The sequence below is a fragment of the Pseudoalteromonas sp. L1 genome, from assembly GCF_021728095.1.
GTDB lineage: Bacteria > Pseudomonadota > Gammaproteobacteria > Enterobacterales > Alteromonadaceae > Pseudoalteromonas.
Genome location: NZ_JAKKCT010000005.1, coordinates 226,978 through 252,869, shown reverse-complemented (window position 1 = coordinate 252,869; position 25,892 = coordinate 226,978). Strand labels below are relative to the sequence as shown.

General features: G+C 42.0%; 23 protein-coding genes. 16 read left to right on the top strand and 7 right to left on the bottom strand.

All coding sequences use genetic code 11. The annotated features are described in order from the left end of the window. Positions 1-203: 203 nt before the first annotated feature. The 4 genes from L3V38_RS16245 (at position 204) to L3V38_RS16230 (ending at position 5,614) form a co-directional block, all read left to right on the top strand. Positions 204-731 (top strand): sigma-70 family RNA polymerase sigma factor, encoded by a 528-nt coding sequence (locus L3V38_RS16245; RefSeq protein WP_237120033.1) that lies wholly within the window; start codon positions 204-206, stop codon positions 729-731. A gap of 45 nt (positions 732-776) precedes the next feature. Further along, positions 777-1,658, top strand: a complete 882-nt coding sequence (locus L3V38_RS16240) for a FecR domain-containing protein (protein ID WP_237120032.1) — start codon at positions 777-779, stop codon at positions 1,656-1,658. A 71-nt stretch (positions 1,659-1,729) separates the two neighbouring features. After that, positions 1,730-4,594, top strand: a complete 2,865-nt coding sequence (locus L3V38_RS16235; protein ID WP_237120031.1) for a TonB-dependent receptor — start codon at positions 1,730-1,732, stop codon at positions 4,592-4,594. A gap of 99 nt (positions 4,595-4,693) precedes the next feature. Then, the gene (locus L3V38_RS16230; protein WP_237120030.1) at positions 4,694-5,614 is read left to right on the top strand and encodes an NPP1 family protein; all 921 of its coding nucleotides are present in this window, start codon (positions 4,694-4,696) and stop codon (positions 5,612-5,614) included. A 61-nt stretch (positions 5,615-5,675) separates the two neighbouring features. On the opposite strand, the gene L3V38_RS16225 is transcribed toward L3V38_RS16230, so the two are convergent. Then, positions 5,676-7,136, bottom strand: coding sequence for a Gfo/Idh/MocA family oxidoreductase (locus tag L3V38_RS16225; RefSeq protein ID WP_237120029.1), 1,461 nt, complete (start codon positions 7,134-7,136; stop codon positions 5,676-5,678). Between the two features lie 274 nt (positions 7,137-7,410). Here L3V38_RS16225 and L3V38_RS16220 point away from each other — a divergent pair, with 274 nt between their 5' ends. The 6 genes from L3V38_RS16220 to L3V38_RS16195 are packed head-to-tail and all read left to right on the top strand — an operon-like array spanning position 7,411 to position 14,113. Continuing rightward, the gene (locus tag L3V38_RS16220) at positions 7,411-8,676 is read left to right on the top strand and encodes a D-tagatose-bisphosphate aldolase, class II, non-catalytic subunit (protein WP_237120028.1); all 1,266 of its coding nucleotides are present in this window, start codon (positions 7,411-7,413) and stop codon (positions 8,674-8,676) included. Positions 8,677-8,699: 23 nt separating this feature from the next. Beyond that, a complete protein-coding gene (locus tag L3V38_RS16215; protein ID WP_130149379.1) occupies positions 8,700-9,818 on the top strand; it encodes an SIS domain-containing protein in 1,119 nt (372 codons plus the stop codon). A gap of 17 nt (positions 9,819-9,835) precedes the next feature. Next, positions 9,836-10,759 (top strand): ROK family protein, encoded by a 924-nt coding sequence (locus L3V38_RS16210; RefSeq protein WP_237120027.1) that lies wholly within the window; start codon positions 9,836-9,838, stop codon positions 10,757-10,759. Further along, a complete protein-coding gene (gene nagA, locus L3V38_RS16205) occupies positions 10,737-11,900 on the top strand; it encodes an N-acetylglucosamine-6-phosphate deacetylase (protein ID WP_237120026.1) in 1,164 nt (387 codons plus the stop codon). Before L3V38_RS16210 ends, nagA begins: the two co-directional genes overlap by 23 nt. 13 nt (positions 11,901-11,913) lie before the next feature. Then, positions 11,914-13,608 (top strand): GMC family oxidoreductase, encoded by a 1,695-nt coding sequence (locus tag L3V38_RS16200; RefSeq protein ID WP_237120025.1) that lies wholly within the window; start codon positions 11,914-11,916, stop codon positions 13,606-13,608. After that, positions 13,601-14,113: a hypothetical protein gene (locus L3V38_RS16195; protein WP_237120024.1), complete on the top strand. Its 513-nt coding sequence runs from the start codon at positions 13,601-13,603 to the stop codon at positions 14,111-14,113. Before L3V38_RS16200 ends, L3V38_RS16195 begins: the two co-directional genes overlap by 8 nt. A gap of 30 nt (positions 14,114-14,143) precedes the next feature. Here L3V38_RS16195 and L3V38_RS16190 read toward each other — a convergent pair whose 3' ends face one another. Continuing rightward, a complete protein-coding gene (locus tag L3V38_RS16190) occupies positions 14,144-15,475 on the bottom strand; it encodes a sugar MFS transporter (protein ID WP_237120023.1) in 1,332 nt (443 codons plus the stop codon). Positions 15,476-15,635: 160 nt separating this feature from the next. Here L3V38_RS16190 and agaR point away from each other — a divergent pair, with 160 nt between their 5' ends. The 3 genes from agaR to tatA all read left to right on the top strand — a co-directional run bounded on the left by agaR (position 15,636) and on the right by tatA (position 19,758). Next, positions 15,636-16,400 carry a transcriptional repressor AgaR gene (agaR, locus tag L3V38_RS16185; RefSeq protein ID WP_054561067.1) on the top strand — a complete coding sequence of 255 codons (765 nt, stop codon included), beginning with the start codon at positions 15,636-15,638 and terminating at the stop codon, positions 16,398-16,400. 314 nt (positions 16,401-16,714) lie between these two features. After that, on the top strand, positions 16,715-19,531 hold the full coding sequence (locus tag L3V38_RS16180) for a TonB-dependent receptor (protein ID WP_237120022.1): 2,817 nt from the start codon (positions 16,715-16,717) through the stop codon (positions 19,529-19,531). Between the two features lie 71 nt (positions 19,532-19,602). Next, positions 19,603-19,758: a twin-arginine translocase TatA/TatE family subunit gene (tatA, locus tag L3V38_RS16175; protein WP_082401550.1), complete on the top strand. Its 156-nt coding sequence runs from the start codon at positions 19,603-19,605 to the stop codon at positions 19,756-19,758. A gap of 12 nt (positions 19,759-19,770) precedes the next feature. Here tatA and L3V38_RS16170 read toward each other — a convergent pair whose 3' ends face one another. Then, positions 19,771-20,850 carry a mechanosensitive ion channel family protein gene (locus L3V38_RS16170; RefSeq protein ID WP_237120021.1) on the bottom strand — a complete coding sequence of 360 codons (1,080 nt, stop codon included), beginning with the start codon at positions 20,848-20,850 and terminating at the stop codon, positions 19,771-19,773. 124 nt (positions 20,851-20,974) lie between these two features. On the opposite strand from L3V38_RS16170, the gene L3V38_RS16165 reads away from it, so the two are divergent. From L3V38_RS16165 to L3V38_RS16155, 3 genes are all read left to right on the top strand, one after another. Continuing rightward, the gene (locus L3V38_RS16165) at positions 20,975-21,943 is read left to right on the top strand and encodes a YihY/virulence factor BrkB family protein (RefSeq protein WP_130149387.1); all 969 of its coding nucleotides are present in this window, start codon (positions 20,975-20,977) and stop codon (positions 21,941-21,943) included. A gap of 82 nt (positions 21,944-22,025) precedes the next feature. Further along, a complete protein-coding gene (locus tag L3V38_RS16160) occupies positions 22,026-22,868 on the top strand; it encodes a pirin family protein (RefSeq protein WP_237120020.1) in 843 nt (280 codons plus the stop codon). Between the two features lie 9 nt (positions 22,869-22,877). After that, positions 22,878-23,849 carry a glutathione S-transferase family protein gene (locus L3V38_RS16155; RefSeq protein ID WP_237120019.1) on the top strand — a complete coding sequence of 324 codons (972 nt, stop codon included), beginning with the start codon at positions 22,878-22,880 and terminating at the stop codon, positions 23,847-23,849. Between the two features lie 40 nt (positions 23,850-23,889). On the opposite strand, the gene L3V38_RS16150 is transcribed toward L3V38_RS16155, so the two are convergent. From L3V38_RS16150 to L3V38_RS16135, 4 genes are all read right to left on the bottom strand, one after another. Further along, the gene (locus L3V38_RS16150; protein WP_237120018.1) at positions 23,890-24,465 is read right to left on the bottom strand and encodes an AAA family ATPase; all 576 of its coding nucleotides are present in this window, start codon (positions 24,463-24,465) and stop codon (positions 23,890-23,892) included. 94 nt (positions 24,466-24,559) lie between these two features. After that, positions 24,560-24,817 (bottom strand): hypothetical protein, encoded by a 258-nt coding sequence (locus L3V38_RS16145; RefSeq protein ID WP_062568607.1) that lies wholly within the window; start codon positions 24,815-24,817, stop codon positions 24,560-24,562. Continuing rightward, positions 24,814-25,263, bottom strand: coding sequence for a hypothetical protein (locus L3V38_RS16140; protein ID WP_237120017.1), 450 nt, complete (start codon positions 25,261-25,263; stop codon positions 24,814-24,816). Before L3V38_RS16140 ends, L3V38_RS16145 begins: the two co-directional genes overlap by 4 nt. Positions 25,264-25,268: 5 nt before the next feature. Next, positions 25,269-25,610, bottom strand: coding sequence for a DUF883 domain-containing protein (locus tag L3V38_RS16135; protein ID WP_130149392.1), 342 nt, complete (start codon positions 25,608-25,610; stop codon positions 25,269-25,271). Positions 25,611-25,892: the final 282 nt, after the last annotated feature.

Below are 25,892 nucleotides of genomic sequence, written 5' to 3'. Positions count from 1 at the left end.
CCTGTAAAGACGCTGCAATAACAAAGAAGGGGACGCCTTTTTTCGTGAAGCTTTCGTGACATTTTTAAGTCGATAATTACTTAAAACTGTAACCAAATGATCATCAAACTGTTGTCCCCTTTAGGCTAGCATTTGCGTCATACCTAGATAAATAAGCTAGCCTTCACCACTAAATTATGTCTTTACCTTCAATGACTAACGGTTTGAATAATACAGTTACAGCGCATAGCAGAACCTTATTGCAGTGCTTTATAGCCAATCAAGACGCGCTTAAAGGTTTTTTTTGCAAGGCCGTAGCAGAGCGTGCGGATGCGGACGATTTATTTCAAAAGTTACTGCTAAAAGCACTTAACTCTGAGCATTTAGATCCGATAGATAATCCACTGGCATATGGTTATCGAATGGCCCAGCACTTGGTTATTGATCATCATCGTGAGCAAAAGAGAATACCAGAAAGCTTAGAGCATGAGCCGCATTGTGAGGCGCTATCGCTTGAGTCCGCGCTTGAGTATGAGCAGCGTATTGCACTATATCAGCGCATTTTGTCACAAATGCCAGCACTGCGTAGAGACGTGTTTATTCGGCGTCGGATTAAAGGTCAAACTCGTTCTGAGATTGCAAGCAGTTTGGGGATCTCCGAAGAAGCGGTTAAGAAACATATTTCGCGGGCAATGGATATGCTAAAAAACGCTATGACTGGGTATTTTTTAGTGCATGAGTGTCCCCGTTAGGGCGATTAATCCGTCACATTAGTATTACGAGTAATTGAGATAACGATGAACTCTTCACACCAACATGATTACGAATCGGATAATGCATTAGAAAAAGCGATTTGGAATGACCCTGCATTATTAGCCGCACTTGAGCTGGTGGATACGCAACAGAATGGACAACTTGAGCAAGCTAAAAAGCGGCGTCGTTTAATGCAATACTCTTGGGGCAGCGGTGCTGTAGCAGCGTGCTTTGCTATTTTCATGTGGACTTTAATGCCACTAAATGAACAGCGCTCGATACCAGCCTCTAATCTTGTAGCTGTGCAGCAATTTAGTAGTGATAAAGCACAGCAAGTCAGCTTGTCTGACGGCACACAGGTTGCAATGAATGTACATGCTCAACTTGAATTTACTGAAAATAGGCGAACTCGAAAAGCAATCTTAAGTAAAGGCGAAGCATACTTTTCTGTGCACCGTGATGAATCGCGCCCATTCACTATAGATGCAGGCAATGCCACGATTGAAGTGCTTGGTACGGCTTTTAATGTCGATAAAACATTGCGTGAAACCTTAGTCGAGGTTTTTCATGGCAAAGTTTCAGTAACCAGTTTAGATGGAACGCAGCACGTTGAATTAGTGAAAGGGCAGCGTGCCCGAGTGAGCGATTCTGTAATACAAGTATCGCAATTTAATGCTTTACAACCTGATTGGCAGCAAGGCTGGTTGGACTTAGATAACGTGTCTATCAATGATGCTTTATTTCAGTTAAATCGTTATAGCGACAAACCGATAGTATTAAAGAGTGTACCGACTGACATACAAGTGAGTGGGCGTTTTGCGGTTAACGATATACTTGGGTCTGCAAAGCTAATTGCTCAGCTAAATACACTCGATGTCAAGCAGTATCCTGATAGTATTGAGTTAAGTAAAAAGGCTGAAAACTGACATGATTTTGTCATAAACCTTTCATCGAAAATAGACACAATGTTTTCCTCTAGTAATGAGGATGCAAGTTAATGGGGCGTATTTTCTGCTTTGCTTTGATGCTGTTTGGTGTGTATGCCAAGCAGCTATATGCTGCACAAAGCACCCTAAAAACAGCACTTAATGCACTGGCTGAGCAGTACCAAGTTGCAATCATTTACCCAGATAAGTTAGTGAGTGACGTGGTTTTGCCGTCAGCTGAAGTTCCTGAAGCTAACAGCATTGAGACTCTCTTAGATACACTATTATTAAATAATGGCTTTATTTGGCAACAAACCCCATCGGGAATTGTGGTTTCAAAGCCAGCTCAAATACAAAGTAAAACCCAGTCACAGTTTGTAATGGAAGAAGTAACAGTGACTGGCGATAAACATAACCAAGCCTATACGCGTCTTTATGACCTAAACTACCAACAAAGTGCAGACTATGCGCAACAGCAAAAGCAAAATTACATAGGTGAAGCTGATTTTGCTAATGGCGCAATGCTGTCGCTATTACCCGCAGAAAATTTAGCCGAAGCACTGCAAGCAATTCCAGGTATGAGTATTTCCCGAGATCGCGGCGAAGCACTTAATATCAATGCAATGGGACTTGGACCAGAGTATCAATCAACGTTATTGAATGGTCACCGGTTAGCGAATACCGAAAACGTTCGTAACTCTAATCAATATGGTCAGCAATATCGTTTTGATACTTTCAGTGCTGAGCTATTTTCCAATATTGCAGTGTATAAACTGGCCGATGCGAGATTACCCAGCGGAGCGGCAGGAGCAACAGTTAACTTAATGAGTGATGATCCGTTCTCATTTGATAATGATCATTTTAAAGCAACCTTGACCAGTGCTGCACTTGCGGGAGAGCGTAATTTCCAACCAAGCTTTGGCTTAACAGCGAATACTATTTCAGCTGATGAGGAGTTAGCTGCTGTTGTTAAATTTAATTACGAGAACCGATTACAAAGGCAATTTCAATTTGAAACGTGGCACTGGGGGAATAATGAGGGAGCCCCCGCAGCTTATTATTGGCAGGGGGTAGAGAGTAATAGCTTAGTACCCACTGACACGCTAGCACTGACCATCGAAAATGAAGATAGAACACGAACGAGTTATTATGCAAATATAGCATGGCAACCACACCCGCAGTTTGAGTTAGATATGCTATGGCTTCGTTCAGATACAGATTTTACTTACGATGAACATCGCTTGTCGATTAACCCGTTAAGTAAACAGGCTAAAGCTACTTTAGATGAAAAAAACAATAGTGTTCAAAATGTGCAGTTTGATGCTGCACAAAGTAAATCCTCACGAGAAGAGTCGGGGCTTTATTACCACAATCAGACATTACAAGTTATGCCCACATGGTATTCAGAGGATGAAATAAGTTGGCGAATAAGCCCGTTTTATAGCCATAGTGAATCACTTAGTGCAACCAAAGCACCCATTACGCGAACTCATGTGGATTTAAAGCCTGTACCAGCGAATGTCTCTATTTTGGGACATGAACTGACCGAATATGAGTTTGCTGCAAATTTATCACTTGTTGATAGTTACTCGCAGTTATCGCAGTTAAGTCGCCGCATGATAGAGGTGAATGATGAAGTAACAGAATGGGGAGTGGATAGCACGTGGCAAGTTTCATCTAGTTGGGGGTTGTCGAGTGTACAGTTTGGCGCCGTAAAGTCAGCACAGTCTCATCAATACCTACGCCAAGATATTAATTTATCTAAGGCACAATTAGCTGCTTTACCTGATCTTGATGGCCGTTGGTTGGAGCCTTTGAATAAGCCATTTAAAGCTGATTTTCTATCTCAGCCAATGCAAGCTTGGTTGATCCCAAAACGTGATCTTTTGCAGCTTTATGATATTGAATTGCCATTTGCTGAGCGACAAGCTAATGATTATTTAAATAGTTATGAAACTAAATTTACTGCCTATGAAAGCTATATCCATAGTCTATGGCAGATATCAGATCTAGAAGGCTTAACGGCTGCTTTTGGACTTAGGTATAGTGATACAAGAAGTGAAACATTAGGGTATCAGCTTAATGAGAATAACCAATTAGAAGAGCTTTATGAGCAAGTTAAATTCTCTATGTGGTTACCTTCATTCAATGTTAGATGGCAATTGTCTGAGCATTGGCTTGGTCGATTAGGTTATAGCCGTTCATTGAATCGGCCTAATTATTCAGAATTAAACCCAAAGCTTCATGTTAATTCAGGTGGGCTACCTTATGCCGAATTAGGAAACCCAACTTTAGAGCCTGTCGTTGCTAACACCACAAGTTTTTCGCTTAATTGGTTAGCTAAAGAGAATAACATGCAACTCATGGCATTTAATCATCAACTCGATAATTTTATCGTTGAACAAATCAAAACCGTTACTTATCAACAGCAACAGTACCCAGCTTTACAGGCAACCAATGATGGGCAAGCAACAATAAATGGGCTGCAATTAAGTGCTGATTTGAGTCTGCCTGTGCTATCAAACTCTTTTTTACAAAGTCGTATGATAACGAGTGTAAGTCAGTTGCTGGACGCTAAATTAACGGCTAAGCAAATTTACAACCCTGAGATTGAAGGGGTCTCTGAACTAACAGCAAATCTGCGTTTCGTGATTAATGCTAAGAGATGGCAAAGTGCTGTTAATGTTAATTATCGAAGCGAGTTTTTAGAGCAACGAGACTTATCGAATAATGCTGATGTATATATTGATGATTTTACCAGTGTTGATCTCAGCTACAGCTGGTTTTTCTCTGATGCGGTAGCATTGCGTTTTGATATTTTTAATGCCACAGACAAAAATCTTGTTCGAGAGGTGCAAACAAACGATGCTTCATCTCTTATGAAGGTTGAGCAATTTGGTCGCCGTTTTGTACTTAGCCTTTCATTAACTCTGTAAGAAAACTTTCATTGGATTTCTTGTCCACTAAATGGGAAATGTTTCGTCTAAATAGTGGCACTCAAGTGTCACTCATCAACAGAGAATAAGGAACATAATATGGATAAATTAATGGCATTAACAACGGCAAGCCTTTTAATAACGAATACTGCTTTTGGACAAGAATTGCCTCGTTTAGATGAAGCTGTGACTTGGTATAATCAAGCAGCAGTACGTAATTTTGCACCGGTATTTGATTTTGACTCGGACGGCTGTTATCCAGCCACACCTTTTGATAGAAATAATAATTTGGCGCAAAACAAAGGCGAAGATGCGGCATGGAAAACGCCTTGGGGAGGATGTCGAGATACAGGGTGGGAGTTATTTGCTAACACTGTGCATCGTCAGTTATGCCATCAAACAGATAACCAAGACCAGTATTGTGCACACTTTTATGAGCTCTATTTTGAAAAGGATCAATCAGTTCACTGGTCATTTGCGGGTGGACATCGTCATGACGTTGAAACGGTGATCGTTTGGACTGTGAAAGAAAGTGGTAATGAGTATATTAGTCACGTAAGCACCAGTGCCCATGGTAATTATGATACGCGAGCGTTTAATGAAGTGCTCCAGCAAAACGGTCATCCTATGGTTGTTTACCATAAAGATGGTATTGGTACTCATGCATTTCGCTATGCAAATCAGCAAGACAAAGACATAGTCGAATTCTTAGGTAACTGGGGGGTGTTCTATACGCCAGTGATTATTAGTCATTACCGTGGTACTGATACATTTTATAGCGACAGTTGGGATCGCTATTGGGCAAATAGAGCTTACCGTGAAACACTTGAGGACAGCGATTTTGGTTCAGCAAGTTTTAAAACACGTCAAGAAAATGTGCTGATAGATCAAGCAAATAAAGCAAAACCAAACTCAGGTGGATGGCAACAAGTCACTTTCAATGCATTTGATGCAGCGCAAACTCGCCAAGCTGAGTTTCAAGCAAACTATGCTGATATTGCGTCGCAAATTAACGAATAATTATCTTGGTTAAGAAAGCTCGCAGCATACGCTGCGGGCTTTATATTTTAGGAAAGGTGTATTAAGACACAATCCCCAAAGGCTTGCCTGTTTGCCAAGCGCCACGGGTAAAGTCTGGAATTGTTTTGCTGTTACTTCTATCTGCTACCGATGCCATACTTTGCGGGAAGATTGATGACCATGCTGCGGCATCGTATACATCTTGATCGAGTGGCTCATTATTGCGTAAGCAGTAGATCATGCGCCAAAGCATAATGAAGTCCATACCGCCGTGGCCGCCGTTACGAACCGCTTCTTCACCCATGCGTTTCCACAGTGGATGATCAAATTCAGCACGCCATTTTTCCATATCTTGATCCCAGCTATGGAAGTTTTGTAAATGTGGCTTACGACCTTGCGAACCCGCTTTTTCCCACGCTGCGAGCTCAGCTTCATATTGCTGTTGATAAATTTTTGCAATCGCTGGTGGCACATCTTCAAGGGCAATACGATTGGGGAAACCGGCAAATGTGCCATTAGTACCTTGAATTAGGTTATGGCGGCTGTACGGACGTGGGCTTGTGGTGTCGTGCTGAACCATGATGCTACGACCTTTCACTGTTTTAATGATGCTGGTGTTCATGTCGCCAGCAGTAAATTTAAGTGAACGACGTTCGTGGCCTGCAGGGAATTCACGCTCTGCATAGGCGGCGCGTCCAAGTGCTGGTGAACTGACTGATGTAACAAAGTCAAAGCGATCCCCTCGGTTGATATTCATATACTGAGATACAGGGCCTAAACCATGGGTTGGGTATAAGTTACCGTTTACTTTTGTATGCCAATAAGTACGCCACGAGCCAGTACTGCGGTCAATTTCTTTCATTTGCCAACGCAGGTCATGAATATAAGCGGCTTCACCGTGTAGTAACTCACCAAATACGCCTTTACGAACCATGTTTAAAACCATTAACTCGTCACGACCGTAGTTAACGTTTTCCATCATCATGCAGTTCTTTTGCGTGCGCTCTGCGGTATTTACTAGTTGCCAACACTCTTCCATCGTGGTTGCTGCGGGTACTTCAACAAAGGCATGTTTACCACTTTCCATGGTCTCGACACTCATTGGTGTGTGCCATTTCCAAGGCGTTGAAATGATCACAATGTCGATGTCATCGCGAGCAAGCATGTCTAAATAGGCTTTATCAGAACCCGTATAAGCAGTTGGTTTAGGTAAGCCTTTTTCAACAACATAGTTAACAGACTTATCAAGCATTAGCTGATCTGTATCGCAAATAGCTTTAATTTCAACACCCTCAATATGGCAAAGGTGTTTTACATGGCCGCTACCACGTTGACCAACCCCAATAAAGCCAACACGTACCACATCCATTGCTGGCACAGCTAAGCCCATAACGCTTTTACCTTGTGCGGCAAGTGGTGTGCTTTGATTATCACCTTGTTGGCTTTTCGCACAGCCAGTCACGACTGTCGCGGCGGTAATGGCTGCGGCAGATTTTAAAAAACTACGTCTATCTATTGTCATAACGATACCTAAATCACTGAGATTATTTTAATAGTGTGTTTCAGTTGTTTCTGTTATATCGCAACTCAAAGTCAATTACAATTAAATGCTTTCAAATTCTTTCGTAGTTTTGGGGTTTATCATTTTTATTCTTATAAAATACCGTTATTAGTGTGTTTTTAACTTATCTTTTATCTTTCATTGCCTTTCGTTTTATTGCGGAGTGTTTCGCGCTGTGCTAGTGTAATTTCAAATCACGTATCTAACCATAGGCGTAAGCTGCTTGGAGGAAACCATGAATGCATTAAAAACGATTATAAATAACAATCGAGTAGGGCAAGCGCAGGGCATTTATTCTGTGTGTTGTGCACACCCGCTCGTTATCGAAGCAGCAATGTTGCAAGCTCTAAATGATGACACCGAAATTTTAATTGAAGCTACAGCGAATCAAGTTAATCAGTTTGGTGGTTACACAGGAATGAAGCCCCATGACTTCGTTGAGTTTGTTCATGCAATAGCGGAAAAAGTAGGGTTAGATACCCAGCGCATTATTTTAGGTGGTGATCATTTAGGCCCAGTGTGTTGGGTAAATGAGCCTGCAGACGTTGCGATGGTTAAAGCTGTTGAACTAGTAAAAGCCTATGCAAGTGCGGGTTTTAAGAAAATTCATTTAGATGCCAGTATGCCATGCGCTGACGATGGAGAGCGTTTAGCTGATGCCGAAATTGCCAAGCGTGCCGCGTTGATGTGCCAAGCCGTTGAGTCATCAGCAAAAGATAACGATATTCTGTATGTAGTGGGCACTGAGGTCCCTCCTCCGGGTGGCGCAACACAAGAGCATGAAATTATTGAGGTATCGCATGTTGAGGGAGTGCAGCAAACAATCGAATTACATCAGGCTGCATTTGCTAACTTAAACATAAGCGATGTGTGGTCACGCGTTATTGCTGTTGTTGTGCAGCCGGGAGTGGAGTTTGATAACCATCAAGTTTTTGATTACCAACGTAATGAAGCGCAAAAACTGAAAGAGTTTATCACCACTGTCGATAATCTTGTTTATGAAGCTCACTCTACCGACTATCAGCCAGATCATTGCTATCACGAGTTGGTGCAAGATCACTTTGCCATATTAAAAGTGGGTCCACAGCTAACCTATGCACTACGCGAAGGGTTGTTTGCGTTATCTTATATTGAAGATCAATTAGTCGAAGCGGCTAAGCGTTCAAATTTACGTGATGTATGTGAGCGCATCATGCTAGAAAAGCCACATTACTGGAATAAGTTTTACCCAACACAAGGTGCTGAAGCTAAGCTGTTTAGAGCTTATAGTTATAGCGACCGTATTCGTTACTACTGGCCTGAAGATGAAATAAAACAAACAGTAGAAACTTTATTTGCCAACTTAGAAGGGCAAACTATTCCACAGACTTTGCTTAGCCAATTTATGCCAGCGCAATACAAGGCATTGAACAATGGCAAAATTAACTCATCACCGCGTGAGTTAGTACTTAATAAAATAATGGAAGTCACGAATACCTATTCGCGTGCTTGTAATCAATAAGTGGTGTTGAGAGAGAATTAATTATGACGCAGTATCTATCATTAAACGAAACAGAGCTTAAGCAGCAAAGCGCTTATTGGACAGCAAAAGAAATTTCACAACAGCCAAGTTCATGGCGTAATACGGCAAAACTGGTTAATAATGATCGCGCTGAAATTAATGACTTTTTAGTGCCAATTTTGGCATTAAAAGAATTACAAATCGTATTAACAGGGGCTGGCACATCAGCCTATGTGGGTGAAGCATTAGCACCACACTTAACAGCTAAAACTGATTTAAATGTGCGTGCAGTTAGCACCACGGACATTGTGTCTAACCCACATGGGTTTTTACAAAAGAGCACACCCACTTTACTTATTTCTTATGCGCGTTCAGGTAACAGTCCTGAAAGTGTTGCTGCGGTCGATATCGTAGAGCAAGTTGTTGAAAAATGCTTTCACTTGGTTATTACCTGTAATGAAAATGGTGAATTAGCGAAAAGGGCGGCAGCTAAAAGAAACAGCTTTAGTGTACTAATGCCAAAAGAAACTCTGGATGAAAGCTTTGCAATGACCAGTAGCTTCACTTCGATGTTACTTTCAACCTTATGTATTTTTACCCCTGATGCTAATCAGCTCGCAGAAGTTGCAAGGCAAACAGATCTGCTGCTCGAAACCCAACTTGATGACATTAAGCAATTCGCGCAAACTGACATTGAACGTTTGGTGTTTTTAGGGGCTGGCTCGTTACTTGGCTATGCTAAAGAAGCGGCTTTAAAGTGCTTAGAGCTGACCAATGGGGATTTAATTAGTTACTTTGAAACCCCGCTTGGCTTTCGTCATGGTCCTAAAACAATCATTAATGATAAAACCGCAGTGTTGTTAATGGCCTCAAGTGATTTTTATAGTAGTTTGTATGATGCTGATTTACATAATGAACTATTAAATGACCAACAATGTTTAGCGGTTAAAAAACTGGCGTTAAATACTGAACTGGTCGAGCTAGATGATGTTTGGCAAGGCTTGTATTATATTGTCTATTGTCAGATTTTTGCATTTTATAAATCAATGTCACTCGGTTTAACACCTGATAATCCTTGTCCGACGGGCGAAGTTAACCGTGTTGTAAAAGGGGTAACTATTTACCCATTAACTTCTCGCTAAGTAGTGTTGGGTAAAGTATGGCTGTTTACGGACTCGATATTGGTGGTACAAAAATAGAGACCGCCATTTTTAATGATAATTTAGAGCAACAGCAAAGTTGGCGTATTACTACGCCAACGGATGACTATCAGCAATTTTTGCACGCAATTTATCAGCAGGTAATTAAAGCCGATGAGCTGACAGGTTGCCAAGGTGCGGTGGGCATCGGTATGCCAGGTATCGTTAATGATGAAGGTAAAGTGCTGTCGGCTAATGTGCCGTGTGCCACAGGCAAATTGATTGCCAACGATCTTCAAGCATTATTAAAACGCCCTGTTGCGATATTAAATGACACCCGATGTTTCGCCTTATCAGAAGCTAATGGCGGAGCTGGTGAAGGTTACAGCCGCGTATTTGGTGCTATTGTTGGCACTGGTGCGGCGGGTGGTATGTGCATTGATGGAACCTTGTTTAACCAAGGCTTGGGTATGTCGGGGGAGTACGGTCATTTACCGCTGTCTGCGTATTTGCAGCAAAAATACCAGCTGCCGGTTTTAAAATGTGGCTGTGGTTTAAATGGCTGTGTCGAAAGTTATATTGCGGGGCCTGGTGTACAAACCTTGTATCAACATATTACGCAATCTCCTAAATCTGCGATTGAATGGGCAAACGATATCAAGCGCTCGGATGAGCAAGCCTTAAAGGTGCTCGCTTGTTACTTAGATATTCTTGGCGAAACCTTTGCTGCTATTAGTAAAAGTTTACACCCAGAAGTTATCGTACTTGGGGGCGGTTTGTCGCTCATTGATGCAATTGTAGAAAAGCTCCCTGACGCAATTCAAACTCATTTATTTTCAGGTTTTGCCGTGCCCGACGTGAAGCGCGCAAAATTTGGTGATTCTAGCGGCGTAAGAGGCGCTGCAATAATAGGAAGTGTTCATGCTAATTCCAACGCATCTTAATCGCTATTACTTAAAAGCCGCAAAAGTGGTGACTGCTGATGCGGTTTTACTCGATCATGTGGTCTTGGTCGAGCAAGGTAAAATTACTGCCATTACCACGCAAATAGCGCCCGAGATCGAGGTAATAGATTTAGGTGAGCACAGTTTATTTCCGGGCTTTATCGATTTACATATTCATGGCCGTGAAGGCTGCGATATTATGGACGGCACCCCAGAATCACTAGAGACTATTTCTCGTTCTTTAGCAAAGCACGGCGTAACGGGTTTTGTTGGCACAACGGTGACTGCAGACTGGGATGTCTCAATTCAAGCTTATAAAAATATGGCGAGAGCCTATCAAAAAGGCTTGGCTGGGGCGCAGTTGCTAGGGGCTTATAACGAAGGTTTATTCTTTGCAGAAGCGCATAAAGGCGCGCATAACGAGTCATTTTTTTTAGAGCTTACTAAACAGCGATTTGATGAAATTTATGCCGCATGTGAAGGTTGCTTAAGCTCATTTGCGTTGGCGCCAGAACTACTTAAATCCCCCGACATGATCCGCTATATCACCGATAAAGGTGTGCGTGTGATGCTGGGTCATACAGATGCTAATTTTGAGCAAACAACACAAGCTCTTGCCCATGGTGCTTGCGGTGGAGTGCATATTTTTAATGGTATGCGCGGTATTCATCATCGTGACCCTGGTTGTACGGGCGCACTGTTGATGGACAAGGATGCCATGGTTGAGCTTATTCCTGATGGTATTCATTTGCACCCGAGCATCATGAATATGGTTTACCGTTTAAAAGGGGCAGATAAAATTGCTCTGATCACAGACTGCGTGAGCGCTGGAGGTTTACAAGATGGTCGCTACCGTTTAGGTGAGCTTCCTATTGTGGTTGAGCAAGGCGTTGCACGAACTGAGAGCGGTTCTTTAGCGGGCAGTACATTAACCATGGAAGTTGGCGTTGAGCGTTTTTATAACCTAACCGACGCAAGCCTAGTTGAAGCAACTAACATGGCCAGTTTAGTACCCGCTGAGTTTTTAAATAAAGCGGAGCAAATAGGCAGTATTGCGGTAGGTAAACAAGCTAATTTTGCCCTGCTCGATAAAGACTTTTCTGTGCAAGCAACGATCTGTGCGGGTAAGCAAATCTTTTAAAAGTTAAGTGAGAATGCAGGCAAAAGTATTCGATGCCATTGTTATTGGCAGTGGCATTACTGGCGGCTGGGCTGCTAAAGAACTGACCGAAAAAGGGCTCAATGTACTGCTACTGGAACGTGGTAGGCAGGTTGTGCACGGTACTGACTATATCACTGCCTTTAAAGATGATTGGCAACTGCCATTTCGCGACAGGCCCAGCTTACTAGAAAAACAGAATCAAGCTAAACAAGCACGCACTGGCTATGCCACCAAGCAATCAATAAAACACTGGTTTGTGAATGATTTGCAGCACCCTTATCAAGAATCTCAGCGTTTTGATTGGATCAGAGGGTATCATCTTGGTGGGCGCTCATTAACTTGGGGGCGGCAATGCTTGCGCCTCAGTAATATAGATTTTGCAGCCAACAAACAAGATGGTCATGGCGTTGATTGGCCTGTTCGCTATCAAGATATTGCGCCTTGGTACGATAAAGTTGAAGCCTACATCGGGGTTATTGGCGAAGCGCTGAACTTACCTCAGCTACCAGATGGACCTTACTTACCTCCTTTTGCGCTTAATGCTGTAGAGCAGCAGCTTAAACAAAGTTTATTAACTCACTACACTAATCGGCACCTCACCATCGGGCGAGTAGCGCATTTAACTAAGGCCAAGCCTGAGCAAGGTCGTGCTCCATGCAGCAAACGCAACCGCTGTATGCGAGGTTGTCCAACCGGTAGTTATTTTAGTAGTTTAGCCTCGACCTTACCTGCAGCGATGCGTACTGGGCGACTCACTATTCAGACTCACTCCATTGCTAAAGAGATTATTTACAATCCAGAAAGCGGGCAAGCCACAGGTGTGAAAGTAATTGATGCTGAATCTAAAAAAGAGCGTATCGCGCAAGCGAACATCATCTTTTGCTGCGCATCAACGGTGGCAACAACAGCCTTGTTATTAAATTCAACCTCTGCACGTTTTCCTAATGGCTTAGGGAACGATAGTGGAGAGCTTGGTCATAACCTCATGGATCACCATTTTAGGGTTGGCGCAACGGGTGAACCAAAAGGTTTTGCTGATGACTTTAATGATGGCGACAGACCCGTTGGTTTTCATATCCCGCGTTTTCGAAACCTTGATGATAGCGAGCAGCATAGCTTTATTCGCGGCTATGGCTATCAAGGATACGCAACACGCAAAGATTGGCGACGGGGCTTTAAAGAACTTAGCTTTGGTAAGGCTTTTCGAGAAGAGCTTGCCAAACCTGGGCCTTGGCAAGTTGCATTAATTGGCTTTGGTGAATGCCTGCCTTATCATCGTAATAAAATGAGCTTAGATCCGGTATTAAAAGATCAATGGGGATTACCTTTAGTTAATTTTGATTGCCAATTTGCTGAAAACGAGCAGCGCATGCGCGAAGATATGAAAGAGCAAGCCGTCGAGATGCTCAGCAAAGCTGGTTATCAAAATGTGCAAGCGTACGATAAAGGCTCAGCGCCGGGGCAAGCTATCCACGAAATGGGAACTGCGCGCATGGGACATGATGCTACAACCTCAGTGCTTAATCGTTACAACCAAATTCATAGTGTGCGTAACGTCTATGTCACTGACGGCTCGTTTATGTGCTCGTCGGGTTATCAGAACCCTTCGTTAACCTATATGGCATTTACTGCAAGAGCCGCCGATCATGCTGCACGACATTATCAAAATGGGGTATTCAATGGCTGATCTACAAAGGCGAAATGCCATTAAATATTTAGCAGCATTATTCGGTGCGGCTATTACGCCAGTGGCTGCGACTCAGCTATTTGATAAAGTGGATGGCAATCATTTTGAGGTGCTTAAAACAGCGGCGCATCGGGATGTGGTCACGCAAATGCAGGCGGTTATTTTAGAGCTAGAGCCAAATGAGCAGCTGTACTTTAATTTAGTCGCTTTCACAGATTTAATGCTAGCAAATACACTTAGTATTACTGAGCGTACGGCATGCTTAAAAGGCGCTGAGCTGATTGCAGAAGGTGCTCTTTCATCGTCGCAATTAGCAGACAAACTCACAGGTTTATTTACTATCTCTTTGCAGAAGCAACAGCGCATAATAGCGCAGCAAGCCTTACCGCTTTCAGAAGTGAGCCCTGATAAGCGTGACGAGTACTTAATTTATAAGTGTATTTTTACCGTGCGTGAATTTTTGCTACTGGGCTATTTCACATCAGAAAAATTGCAGGCTAGTTAAATAGTAAAACAACTAAGCCTGCCCATGTCGTTACTTACGCCAACTTGTTAGTTTGTGACCAATCAGTGCGTAATAAAGAATAAACGCATAGCAAGGGATCAACAGAGTGTAAGCTTGTTGTGCATTGCCTGTATATTCTGCAAATATACCGTATACCAAAGGCAATAGAGCGCCACCAGAAATCCCCATAATCAGTAATGCCGCACCGGTTTGAGTTTTATCGCCAAGATTTGCAAGGGCCATAGGCCAAATGGTCGGCCATACCAACGCATTCGATAAGCCAAGTAACGCAACAAATAACACGGTATCAGGAAAACTGTTATCAGCAAGCCAAAAGAGCACTAAATTCGAAATCGCAGTTTGTTGCGGATCAATCAAAATGATACCAAGTGAAAACACACAACCACTTAAGGCGGAAAATATCAGCGCCTGTTGCTGACTAAAAAAGCGAGGAATTAATACGATACCTAAAACATAACCTAGCACCATAAAGCCCATGGTGTAAGAGGTGAGTTCTGCGAACTGCAATACCCCTTGTTCTTTGCCGTAAAGGCCAATAGTGTCGCCAGCAATGACTTCTGCACCTATGTAAAAGAATAGAGCTATTACGCCTAAAACTAAGTGTGGAAATTGCAGGACTGATTTACTCTCGCTGTTATTGCTGGTTTTTGGTTGCTCAATATCAGGTAGCGGGGCCAGCATAATTAATGCCGCTAATATCGCTAATGCGATTGCCATTATAAAGTAAGGAGTAATTAAACGATTAGCCAGTTCTTGTAACTGCAATTGTTTTTGAATACTGTTTAATTGGTCCAAAGCCTCTGGGCTAAAGCTGGCAATGTCGCTAAATACAATCGCTGAGAAGAGCAATGGAGCAACCACACCAGCACTCTTATTGAGAATACCCATAATGCTAATGCGCACGGCTGCCGTGTCTTTAGAGCCTATTAGCACGATGTAAGGATTCGCAGCGGTTTGTAATAAGGTGAGGCCGCTACCTAACGTAAATAAGGCAACCAAAAATAACCAATACGCTTGAATTTGTGCCGCAGGAATAAACAACAGTGCACCAAATGCCATGGTGCCTAAACCAAACGACATTCCATGTTTATAACTGAATATTTGCAAAATCTTAGCGCTTGGCAGTGCCATCAAGGTATAGGCGATATAAAACACCAGTGTCACCATATAAGCTTCAATATGGTTGAGATCGCAGACCATTTGTAAAAATGGGATCAAGGAGCCGTTAAGCCAAGTTATAAAACCAAATAAGAAAAACAACCCGCCTATGATCATCATAGGCAGTAATTGCGTGCGATTGGTGTGTTCTGTTTGCTCTAACAGTGAGCTTTGTGTTGTCATTTTTGTCACCAAAGAAGATTGTTGTGAAATAATCATAAAACAAAATTCGTAAGTTTTGAAAGTTTTATTTTATTTCGAAACTAAATTTGGCTTTGAAACTGTAAATTGTGTAATATTGAACTACAAATTTGAAAGCAGCTATTAAAACAACAGGCCAGCTATGCTAACCACAATAGAAAGAAGACAAAAAATCGTCCTGATGACCGAGGAAAATGGCAAAGTAAATGTTAAAGATCTTGCTAAAACCTTTGATATTTCGGAGGTTAGCATTCGCCATGATCTTAACGAGCTCGGTAAACGAGGCTTAGTTGTCCGTTCACGTGGTGGGGCAATTGCCTGCGATAAATTGGCTAAAGAGCTTTCGGTAAAAGATAAGCATAACGAAAACTACGCTGTGAAAGTGTTATTAGCGAAAGCTGTGGCAAGTTTGGTTGATGATGGCGATTCATTAATTATTGATTCTGGCACCACCACAGAAGAAGTTGCCAAAGCATTAACCAATAAGCAGGGCCTCACAGTGATGACAAACGGCCTTAATATTGCCCATGTACTGGCTGATATTGAAGATGCAAATGTGTTTATGCTGGGTGGGCAATTGCGAAAGAAATCAATGTCTTTCTACTCAAATGAAGTCGAGCAAGCACTTAGCAAATATAACTTTAAAAAGGTTATTTTAGGGGTTGATGGTATCGACTCAGAAGCGGGGATCACCACCCATTATGAGCCCGAGGCAATGTTGAATCGCACCATGTGCACCCGCGCAGATAAAGTCATTGCAGTCACAGATTCAAGTAAATTTGGTAAGCGTGCTTTGTATAATGTATTGCCGCTTAAATCAATCGATGTGCTGGTCACCGATAAAAATATGCCAGCAGAGTTCGTTGAATCATTAACGAGCTTAGGTATCGAAGTGATTACTGTTTAACTCTCTAGTTAAATAGGATTGATGAAAGGTGGCTTTTGCCGCCTTTTTTATTATCCAAAATAGATCGTGCCAGCCCACCGAAAGAAAATCTTTAAAAAAAATCATTATCGTAACTTTCGAAATTAAATTCCCATATTTAAAGGCATTTGAAGCCATTTTATTCATATATAAAACTCATTTCGTAACTATCGAAAGTTTCACAAGGTAATTTATTGTTGCTAGATTGTTTCATTTTGTTATAGATTAAATATAAGGCCTTACTCATTACCATTTTAATGGTGAAAAAAACTGAACATTAAAAACAGGAAATCATCATGGCAACAACAACTAGAAAAACATATTTGAGCGTGTTGATAAGCTCGATTCTGGCCTCATCAGTCAGTTTTGCTGCGACGGCTCAACAACAAGAAGACGATAGTAAGGCCGAAGAGGATGTTGAGGTTATTGAAGTTACAGGGATCCGTAGCAGTATTAAAGAATCAAACTTTCGAAAGAAAGAAGCAACGACAGTCGTTGACGTCGTTGTCGCTGATGACATCGGTAAGTTCCCAGATGAAAATTTAGCCGAAGCATTGCAGCGTATTCCGGGCATCACCATTACCCGTAATGGCGGTGAAGGGCAAAATATTTTAGTGCGTGGTTTAGGTGGCGGCTACAACATTACCACGTTGAATGGTCGTAAGCTGGCGTCTGAAAACTCAGGCCGCGACTTTAACTTTGATACAATTGCCTCAGAATTAGTCGGAGCACTTCAAGTGTATAAGTCACCAGAAGCACGCTTAATTGAAGGGGGCATTGGTGCTGTTGTTGATATCGAAACGCGTAAACCACTAGACCAAGATGGCTTTACCTTGAGCGCTTCAGCAAAGGGGATTTATGAATCGCGAACAGGCGATGTACATCCACATGCTTCATTCATCATCGGTGACAACTTTAATGATGATACCTTTGGTGTGCTTTTCTCGGGTGCGTATTCTAAGAAAACCTTACGTGCAGACACATACTCAGCAAGCGGCTTTTTTGACGAAGAAGAAGGTTGGGGAGCAGACAGCGCAGGTGTGCCAGTCGACATGAACGGTAACGGAGAAATTGATGGGCAAAGTGAAATATTTGCCTCAAAAATCCCGAGCTACATGTATTTTGCGAACGCGCAGGATGTGCGTGAACGCGTCGGTGCGACGTTAGCAATGCAATGGCGTCCAACAGATACCCTAGATATTAACTTTGATGCTCTTTATTCACGTTACAATACTGACGGTCATCGCTATCAAATTGGTTTTGTTAACTATGATGAAAGCTGGACGCCAGGCACGCCAGTGTTTACTGATGCAGAATTTGATGACACAGGCCGTGTAGTATCAATGACGCAAACCGGTAACACAATGGTGGAGCTACTTAACTTAACCAACCCTCGTAAAACCGATACTTATCAGTTTGCCCTTAATACCAAATGGTATCCAATGGATGGTCTAACCTTGGCTGTGGATGTTGCACATTCAAAAGCGAAAAATGAAAACGGGGGTGATAACCGCTTTATTGTTGCGCGTGGTTTTATTGACTCAATTGGGATTGATTACACCACAGGTAATATGCTACCAGATGTGACCTTATCGCCAGGCTTAACTGCGGATCAATCTTACGGTGCTCACTATAGCCGTAACACAGGTACAGGGGTTGAAGACACGGTTAATGACTTTAAATTTACCGGTACGTTTGTGCCGGAAAGTGATTTAGTTACCCGTGTTGATTTTGGTTTAACTTACCTTGAACAAACTAAGAGTCAACTTGAATATGCATCAAAAAATGCCAGCCAATTTAGTAATGGTGGTCAATATTTAGAGCGTGATGGTTATGAATTTGATGACAGCACCGTGGTGAATGTTGGTGACTTTAACCTCTTTGAAATCCCAAGCGATGTGTTTGTTGAGGCGAACTTCGATAACTTCTTAGAAGGTGAAAGTAGCATTACGCCTGAGCCATGGCCAAGTTTCGATTACGATAAGTTACTTGCTTATTATCGTTCAATTAATGCTGAAGCGACCGATAAGAGCATTGTTGCATCACTTAATTCATCGGGCACTTATGAGGTAACCGAAGAAGTTCTTACCGCGTATGCGCAAGTGACGCTCGAAAGCGCCCTTGCAAAAATGCCGTATATGTTAAACGTCGGTATTCGTGGTTCGCAAACAGAAGTGAGCTCTAAAGGGTCAGTGTATGACCTTTCGTTAATTGAGTTACAAGTGGATGGTAAACCACTTGAAAATGGTTGGCGCGAAACCGTTGAGCAATCATTTAAAGGAGACTATAGCAACATTTTACCAAGTATGAACTTTAAGCTTAGTATTACCGATGATTTGATTTACCGTTTTTCTGCGGCACAAGTAATTAGCCGCCCATCGTTAGGCTATTTACGCCCATGGCTTGCGCCAAACTTCGATACGTATCGCGAAGGTTTACCACAACTTTCTATGGGCGATTCATCGTTAACACCAGAAGAAGCAAATCAAGCCGATATGACCTTGGAGTGGTACTTTGAAGACAGTAGCTCGTTAAGTGGTGGGGTGTTCGTAAAAGACCTGAAGTCATTTATCGATTACGTAGAAAGCCCTGTTGAAATTGAAGGTGTACGTTACTTTGCATCTTACCCTGGTAAGAGTAAGTACGGTGCAACTATCAAAGGGGCTGAGTTTGCTTATCAGCAATCGCTTGAAAACTTATTACCAGAACCTTTCAATGGCTTAGGTTTTCAGCTTAATTACACCTATGTTGACAGTAGCTATGATGAGCCAGAGCTGAAAGAGTCAGGCTTACCATTTAGAGGCATGTCGAAAAATTCATATAACGCCGTGGTTTACTATGAACAATATGGTTTCCAAGCGCGTTTAGCGTATAACTGGCGCAGCAAATTCTTGTCGGATCCTGATGCATGGGGTGGTCCATATTGGATCTCTGATTATGGTCAGTTAGATGCCAGCATGAGCTATAACATCAGTGATCAATTCACTGTGTTTGCCGAAGCAACGAACTTAACGAATGAGCGTTATTGGGGTTACACCAAGCGTACTGACCAAGTTAGTTATCTTGAGCGTTTCGGTACTCAAGTTGCCTTGGGGGTTCGAGCTAGTTTCTAATTTTATTATTCCTAATGTTAGTGTTGTACAAGCGCCTGTCATGGGCGCTTTTAATTTAAAAAGAGGTTGTTATGGCAGGAATTAGTGTTTGGCAATTAGCCATTATTGCCGCAATTGTGGTGCTTTTATTTGGCACAAAAAAACTATCTCGAATAGGTGGAGATTTAGGGACGTCAGTCAAAGGGTTTAAACGCGCTATGCAAGATAAACCCAATGATGAAGCTTAGTTCTCAAGTACTTTAAATTATATTACTCCCCTGTTCAGGGTCGCGAGATTGATCTGCCTGTTCGCGAATATCATCGGCATCACTGCTAACGTCATCAAGGCTGTGGTCGTCGAGTGATTTTGTTGTTTTTGGCTCTGCGCTTACATTATTGTTTAGCTGCTCGGTATCGTTCTCGCTATTTAAAATAATTCGCTCGCGAGCATCATCAGGCATGCTGATTTGCTCTGCTAAATAGGTATTGACCAATTCTCGCATTAATTGTGAGGCGACTTTGACAGTGCTATGTTCGCTGCTGTTCACCCAAAAATATATTGTTAAGTTGAGAGTGGCAGAGCCAAGCGATTCAATTAAGACCTGACTTGGTGGATCATTAATAACAGCAGGGTTTTGATTAACCACCTTCATTGCTAATTGTTGGGCATAGCGAATGTCATTATCGTAACCAATGCCAACTGTAAAATGGCCTCGCATTTTGGGGTTGGCAGTGAGGTTTTTAATCACGTTTTTATACACGGTTGCATTGGGAATTTGAATGTGATTGCCATCAAAATCAACCAAAGTAGTAGCGCGAGCCGTAACCTTTTTAACTACCCCTAAGCGACCATCCACTTCGATAACATCATCAATACGAAACGGGCGCTGCACACTGAGCAGCATACTTGAGATAAAGTTTTCGGCAATATCTCGAAAAGCAAAACCTAAAATAAGTCCGACTAAGCCAGTTCCACTCATAATCGCCACGGCAAAACTGGTGAGCCCTGCAAGACGCAAAAATAAGTACACACCAAATAAGATGATAATGATGCTAAAAAAACGCCGTGTTACCACATGTAATAGCTTGCTTTCACTTACAAAACCAAGTGGTTTTATTAATAAATACGATAAAGGGCGAGCTAATAAGTAGCAGATAATAATCGCTATAATACCGAGTGTCAGAGCAGGTAACATTTGCCATGCAGTGTGTAAAAACTGCGTAACTTGTGAGTTTAAATCTTGCCAAGATAAACTATCGTTGACCGCCTTTGGTACTACAGATGTGTTCGATACCAGCAAGTTAGCTAATTGATTTTTAATAATTAAATAATAGCTCATTGCACCGCTCCATGGATAATTGCTTTACTCTTATAAGCTTAGTTCAATGCAAATTAGGCGCCATTACGACTGGCAAGTTGTTTGCACCTTTATGCAGTTATCGAAGCAATTTTTTAGGTCACATATGACTAAAGACAATCGCGGTTTTCAGGCTCACTCGCCGGTGGAAATTCCAATGCGAGGTTGGTGGGATATTAGCAAGCGGGTTTACCATAATTTATCACAAGATAATTTATCTTTTGTGGCGGCTGGTGTTGCATTTTATGCGCTATTGGCTATTTTTCCCGCTTTGGCTGCGATAGTGTCTGTTTATGCTTATTTTGCTTCACCAACCGACATTCATGATCAACTTGATAAAGTGATTGCCATCTTACCAACCAGTAGTCGCGATATTATTCTGATGCAAGTCAGTGAGGTGACACAGCAGTCGCAAAAAGTATTAAGTATGAGTGCGATAGGTACTTTGTTATTGACTGTTTGGAGTAGTAGTAAAGGCTGCCAAGCACTCATTACCGCTTGTAACATTACCTATCATCAATATAACAAACGACAGTTCTTTGTGGCGTTACTGGTACGTTTTCTATTTTCACTGGGCGCGATTGTTGTTGCGCTGGTGGCGTTGTTGATCATTGGTATTTTACCCATAGTACTAAACTTAGTTGGTCTAACAGAGCTTATTGATTTAATGATTAAGCTTATTACTTGGCCACTATTAGCCATTATTTTTAACTGCGCTTTAGCATTTTTATATCGGTACGCACCTCATCGCACTCCTGCAAAATGGCGTTGGATCACCCCAGGCTCAATACTTGCCACGTTACTGTGGATCGTCGCATCCATTGGCTTTTCATATTATGTCTCACAATTTGCAAGCTACAACGAGACGTATGGCTCGTTAGGTGGTGTAGTGATCATGCTGATGTGGCTTTATATCAGTGCTTATATCATTATTTTTGGGGCGGCGATTAATGCCAGTACAGAGCAACAAACACTGATTGATAGTACTGTAGGGCCAGTAAAAGAAGTTGGCGAGCGCGGAGCAACTGTAGCTGATAGGTTAACTAAGCAGCAAAATGAGCATTCTCATAAATAGAATGATTGGCGCGACTTTTACGCATGGTTGTTAGTTAAATTAGCGCCTACAATCATTTCATACAATTTACGGGAGTAAAGTTATGAAAGTGATTCAACAGTTAAATAGCCATGCCACACAAGATGGTGATGGTGTAAACATCAGCCGTATTCCGGGCTTTGATGGCAAGTATTTAGATCCTTTTTTAATGATCGATGAACTTAAGTCAGATGATCACAGTGATTTTATGGGTGGGTTTCCCGCGCATCCCCATCGTGGTATTGAAACTTTTACGTATATTATTAAAGGTGGTTTTGAGCACCAAGATCAAATGGGTAACAAAAAAGCCATTCGAGCTGGCGATGTGCAGTGGATGAGTACAGGTTTTGGTGTCATTCACAGTGAAATGCCATTAGCGGATGCCAAAGAGGGCATGCATGGTTTTCAAATTTGGCTCAATATGCCAAGTGCAGAAAAACTCAGAGCACCACGATATCAAGATACCACTGAAGCGCCAGCGCCAACGATTCAAAATGAGCAGGGTGTTGAGCTTAAAGCGTTGGCAGGAAGCTGGCAATTTGCTGGTGAAGAGCAGGTATCTAGCCTACAAGATCTCGCAGCTGACGGCATGCTTGCTGATGTGACTTTACCCGCTGGTACGCAGTTTTACCATGCACCGCTTACACAAACTAAGGTGATGATTTATATCCATACCGGAGAAATTCATACTGAACAGGGCGGTCCAGTTAAAGCGGGAAGCTTACTGATTTTAGAACCTGGCAGTGACATTGAATTTAACTCGCAAACCGGTGCGGGGGTTTTGATACTTGCAGGCTCGCCACTTAAGCAACCAATCGCTCACATGGGCCCGTTTGTAATGACGACTCAAGCAGAATTACATCAGGCAGTACAAGACTATCAACAAGGTAAATTTGGCACACTATAGGAGGTTATTGTGGGATTACTAGTAAACGGCCAATGGCAAGATAAATGGTACGACACAGACAACAACCAAGGTGAATTTAAGCGAGAGGCAGCCCAGTTACGTAACTGGATCACCGCAGATGGCAGTGCAGGACCAAGTGGTGATGCTGGCTTTAAAGCAGAAAAAGATCGCTACCACCTTTATGTCTCTTTAGCCTGTCCTTGGGCGCATCGCACTTTGATTTTTCGCCATTTAAAAGGCCTGGAAGATTATATCAGTGTGTCGGTTGTAAGCCCTGATATGCTAGAGCACGGCTGGACGTTTGATAAAGACAATCACAGCACCGGTGATGCACTTTTCAATAGCGACTTTATGCATCAAATTTATACGCGTAACAAAGCCGATTATTCAGGCCGTGTGACGGTTCCTGTGCTTTGGGATAAAAAAACGCAGCGTATTGTCAGTAATGAGTCTGCTGAAATTATTCGTATGTTCAATATTGCGTTTAATACTCTTACAGGTAATGAACGCGACTTTTATCCACAGTCGCTACGCTCTGAAATTGATGAAGTTAATGAGTTTGTTTATCACAACATTAATAACGGCGTGTATCGTGCGGGCTTTGCAACGACGCAAGACGCTTACACAGAAGCCTTTGATGATCTTTTTGCCGCTTTAGATAAAATTGAGCAACGTTTAACTGCTAATCGTTATTTAGTGGGTGAGGCACTGACAGAAGCTGATTGGCGTTTATTCACCACTTTAATTCGCTTCGACAGTGTGTATGTGGGGCATTTTAAATGTAATTTGCGTACTATCGAGAGCTATCCGGCGATCAGCAACTATTTGCGTGAGTTATATCAAATTGAAGGTGTGAGTAAGACCGTTGATTTTTATCATATAAAACGTCATTACTATTTTAGCCACACCATGATTAACCCAACCCAAGTTGTGCCAAAAGGGCCTGATATAGACTACGCTCGACCACATAATCGAGGTTAATAGACTCTGATAACTAACAGTTTAATGACTGATTAAGCTGTTAGTTATAACTATCCATGACCTTGCGGATAGTGTCGATGCCAAACATCACCTTTTGAATAAATGACTCTGAACTTTTCACTAAATTAAAATTTGGGTGTTGCGACCAAACGGCTTGAAGTTTGTCGTCAAGTATAATTGCTTGGTTGTCTGATTCATTTCTAACAGGGTTATTTGAGTGGATGCTTTGACCTGATTTAGCCGCGGTTTCGAAAAATATAACAGCGTCATATTGCGCGAGCTCAGTGTTTAAATCGGTGTTCAGGTATTTGAAAAACTCATCAGGGTTATCGGGCCAATAGGCGAGCCCATCTAAACTGCCACGATCGCAAAGCATTAAACGGTCTGGATGTTTGGTGCGTTGGATATGTTCAAGGTGCTTCTGGAGATTATAAATTGCTTGTTGTTGTGCTTTGATTAGACTAGGCGAATCATTACGCTCTATCCCACCACTGAACAGCATGGTTGCAGATTCAGGAACAACTACAATTTGATTTGAAAATTCACGTCGTAATAAATCAATTGCCGTTGTTTTACCACCACCTGGTCCACCTGTTAACACAATCCGTTTTTTCACAGTAACCTATCCTATTAGCCATAATAGCTTTAAGTTAATAGCATAAAGTGAAAATGAGAAGTAGCAAAACAGATTTAGATGATATAAATCATGATTATAGTAATCTTAGCAACCAAGCAAACTGAGTTACTTGTTTAACCGGACCTTTCGATGGTTCATCACTTTTCATTGCTTGATAACCCATCCCTGCGGTAAAAGCGCTTGCGATACCGGCTTTGCTTACTGCAAAGCGTTTTAAACGATAATTAAAAGCTTGATGATGTTGGCGCTTTAATTCATCAGCTAAATCCATTTGTTCGCTAAGTGAACGTACATTTTTTTGAGGCTTATTAATAAAATAATCAATAATCATGATTCATCCTTATCAATATTAAGAAGCTGTTTAAAACTACGTACTGATTTATCAAACCCAATCTTGCTGCTGACATAACCTATATTTTTCCAAAGCCATGCTAAACAAAGTAATTGCAAAGCGATTAATGAGATCGCTGATAATATTAGCGATTGACTTAGGGTAAATATGCCAATGCCGATTGTGGCAAGTAAACCAGCCCATAACAGCACTAAACCACCTGCAAAACAAACCAGCATAATAATAGTGAGTGCCAACGAGCGTGTTGATAAACGCCACTCAGCGGCTGCTAATTCTTTACATATACCCGCTTGTTTTCGGTAATCGACGTATAGCTGCCTAGAGTAGTCTGAGAGTTTGGCAAGATGATCTTGCCACTGATCAGCGTTTGATTTCTGATCAGTGGCATCTTGCGTTTTCTCATCTGTAGGTTGAGAAGATTGCATAACAATTACTTACGGCGAATAAGTGCAGTTACTAGCATACCCGCTGCAAACGCAATACCTGCTGTTGCAAGTGGGTTTTCTGAGGCAAGCTGACGCGTTTTGCCGCTATATTCATTAAATTTAGCACGCGCTACAGCTTGCTTTTCAGAAAGCGTTTTAGCAGAGCTTGACGCACCTTGGCGAACACTGTGCTCGGCACTGGCTGCACGAGTCGATAAAGCATCCACAGCGTGATGTGCTGCTTCAGTTGCTTTGTCTGTGAATGGCGCTTCAACTTGAGCCGCTTTCGGATCTACATTGCTGTTGCTTGTTGCAGTTGAGTTCGATTTTGTCGTTGCGGTAGTCATAATCATTCCTTAAATATTGCCATTAGTTGGTAGTTTATATGTGGCAACCTTCATACCAAATATAAATATTCTTAATTTTTAATGGGTTATGCTTTCTCGAATTGAATGGTTTTTGTCTTAGCGTTGTTTTCTCGTAACTCTTGCAGGGTAACTGAGTAAAAATTACAGTGCGGTAGAAATAGTGTAACTATTCACTGCTCATTCATTCATCATTTTTACCCAATAAAATAGGTAAAAAAAATTTTTTCTTTGTTTGCCACTTTTTCCCACTTAATTCAGTAG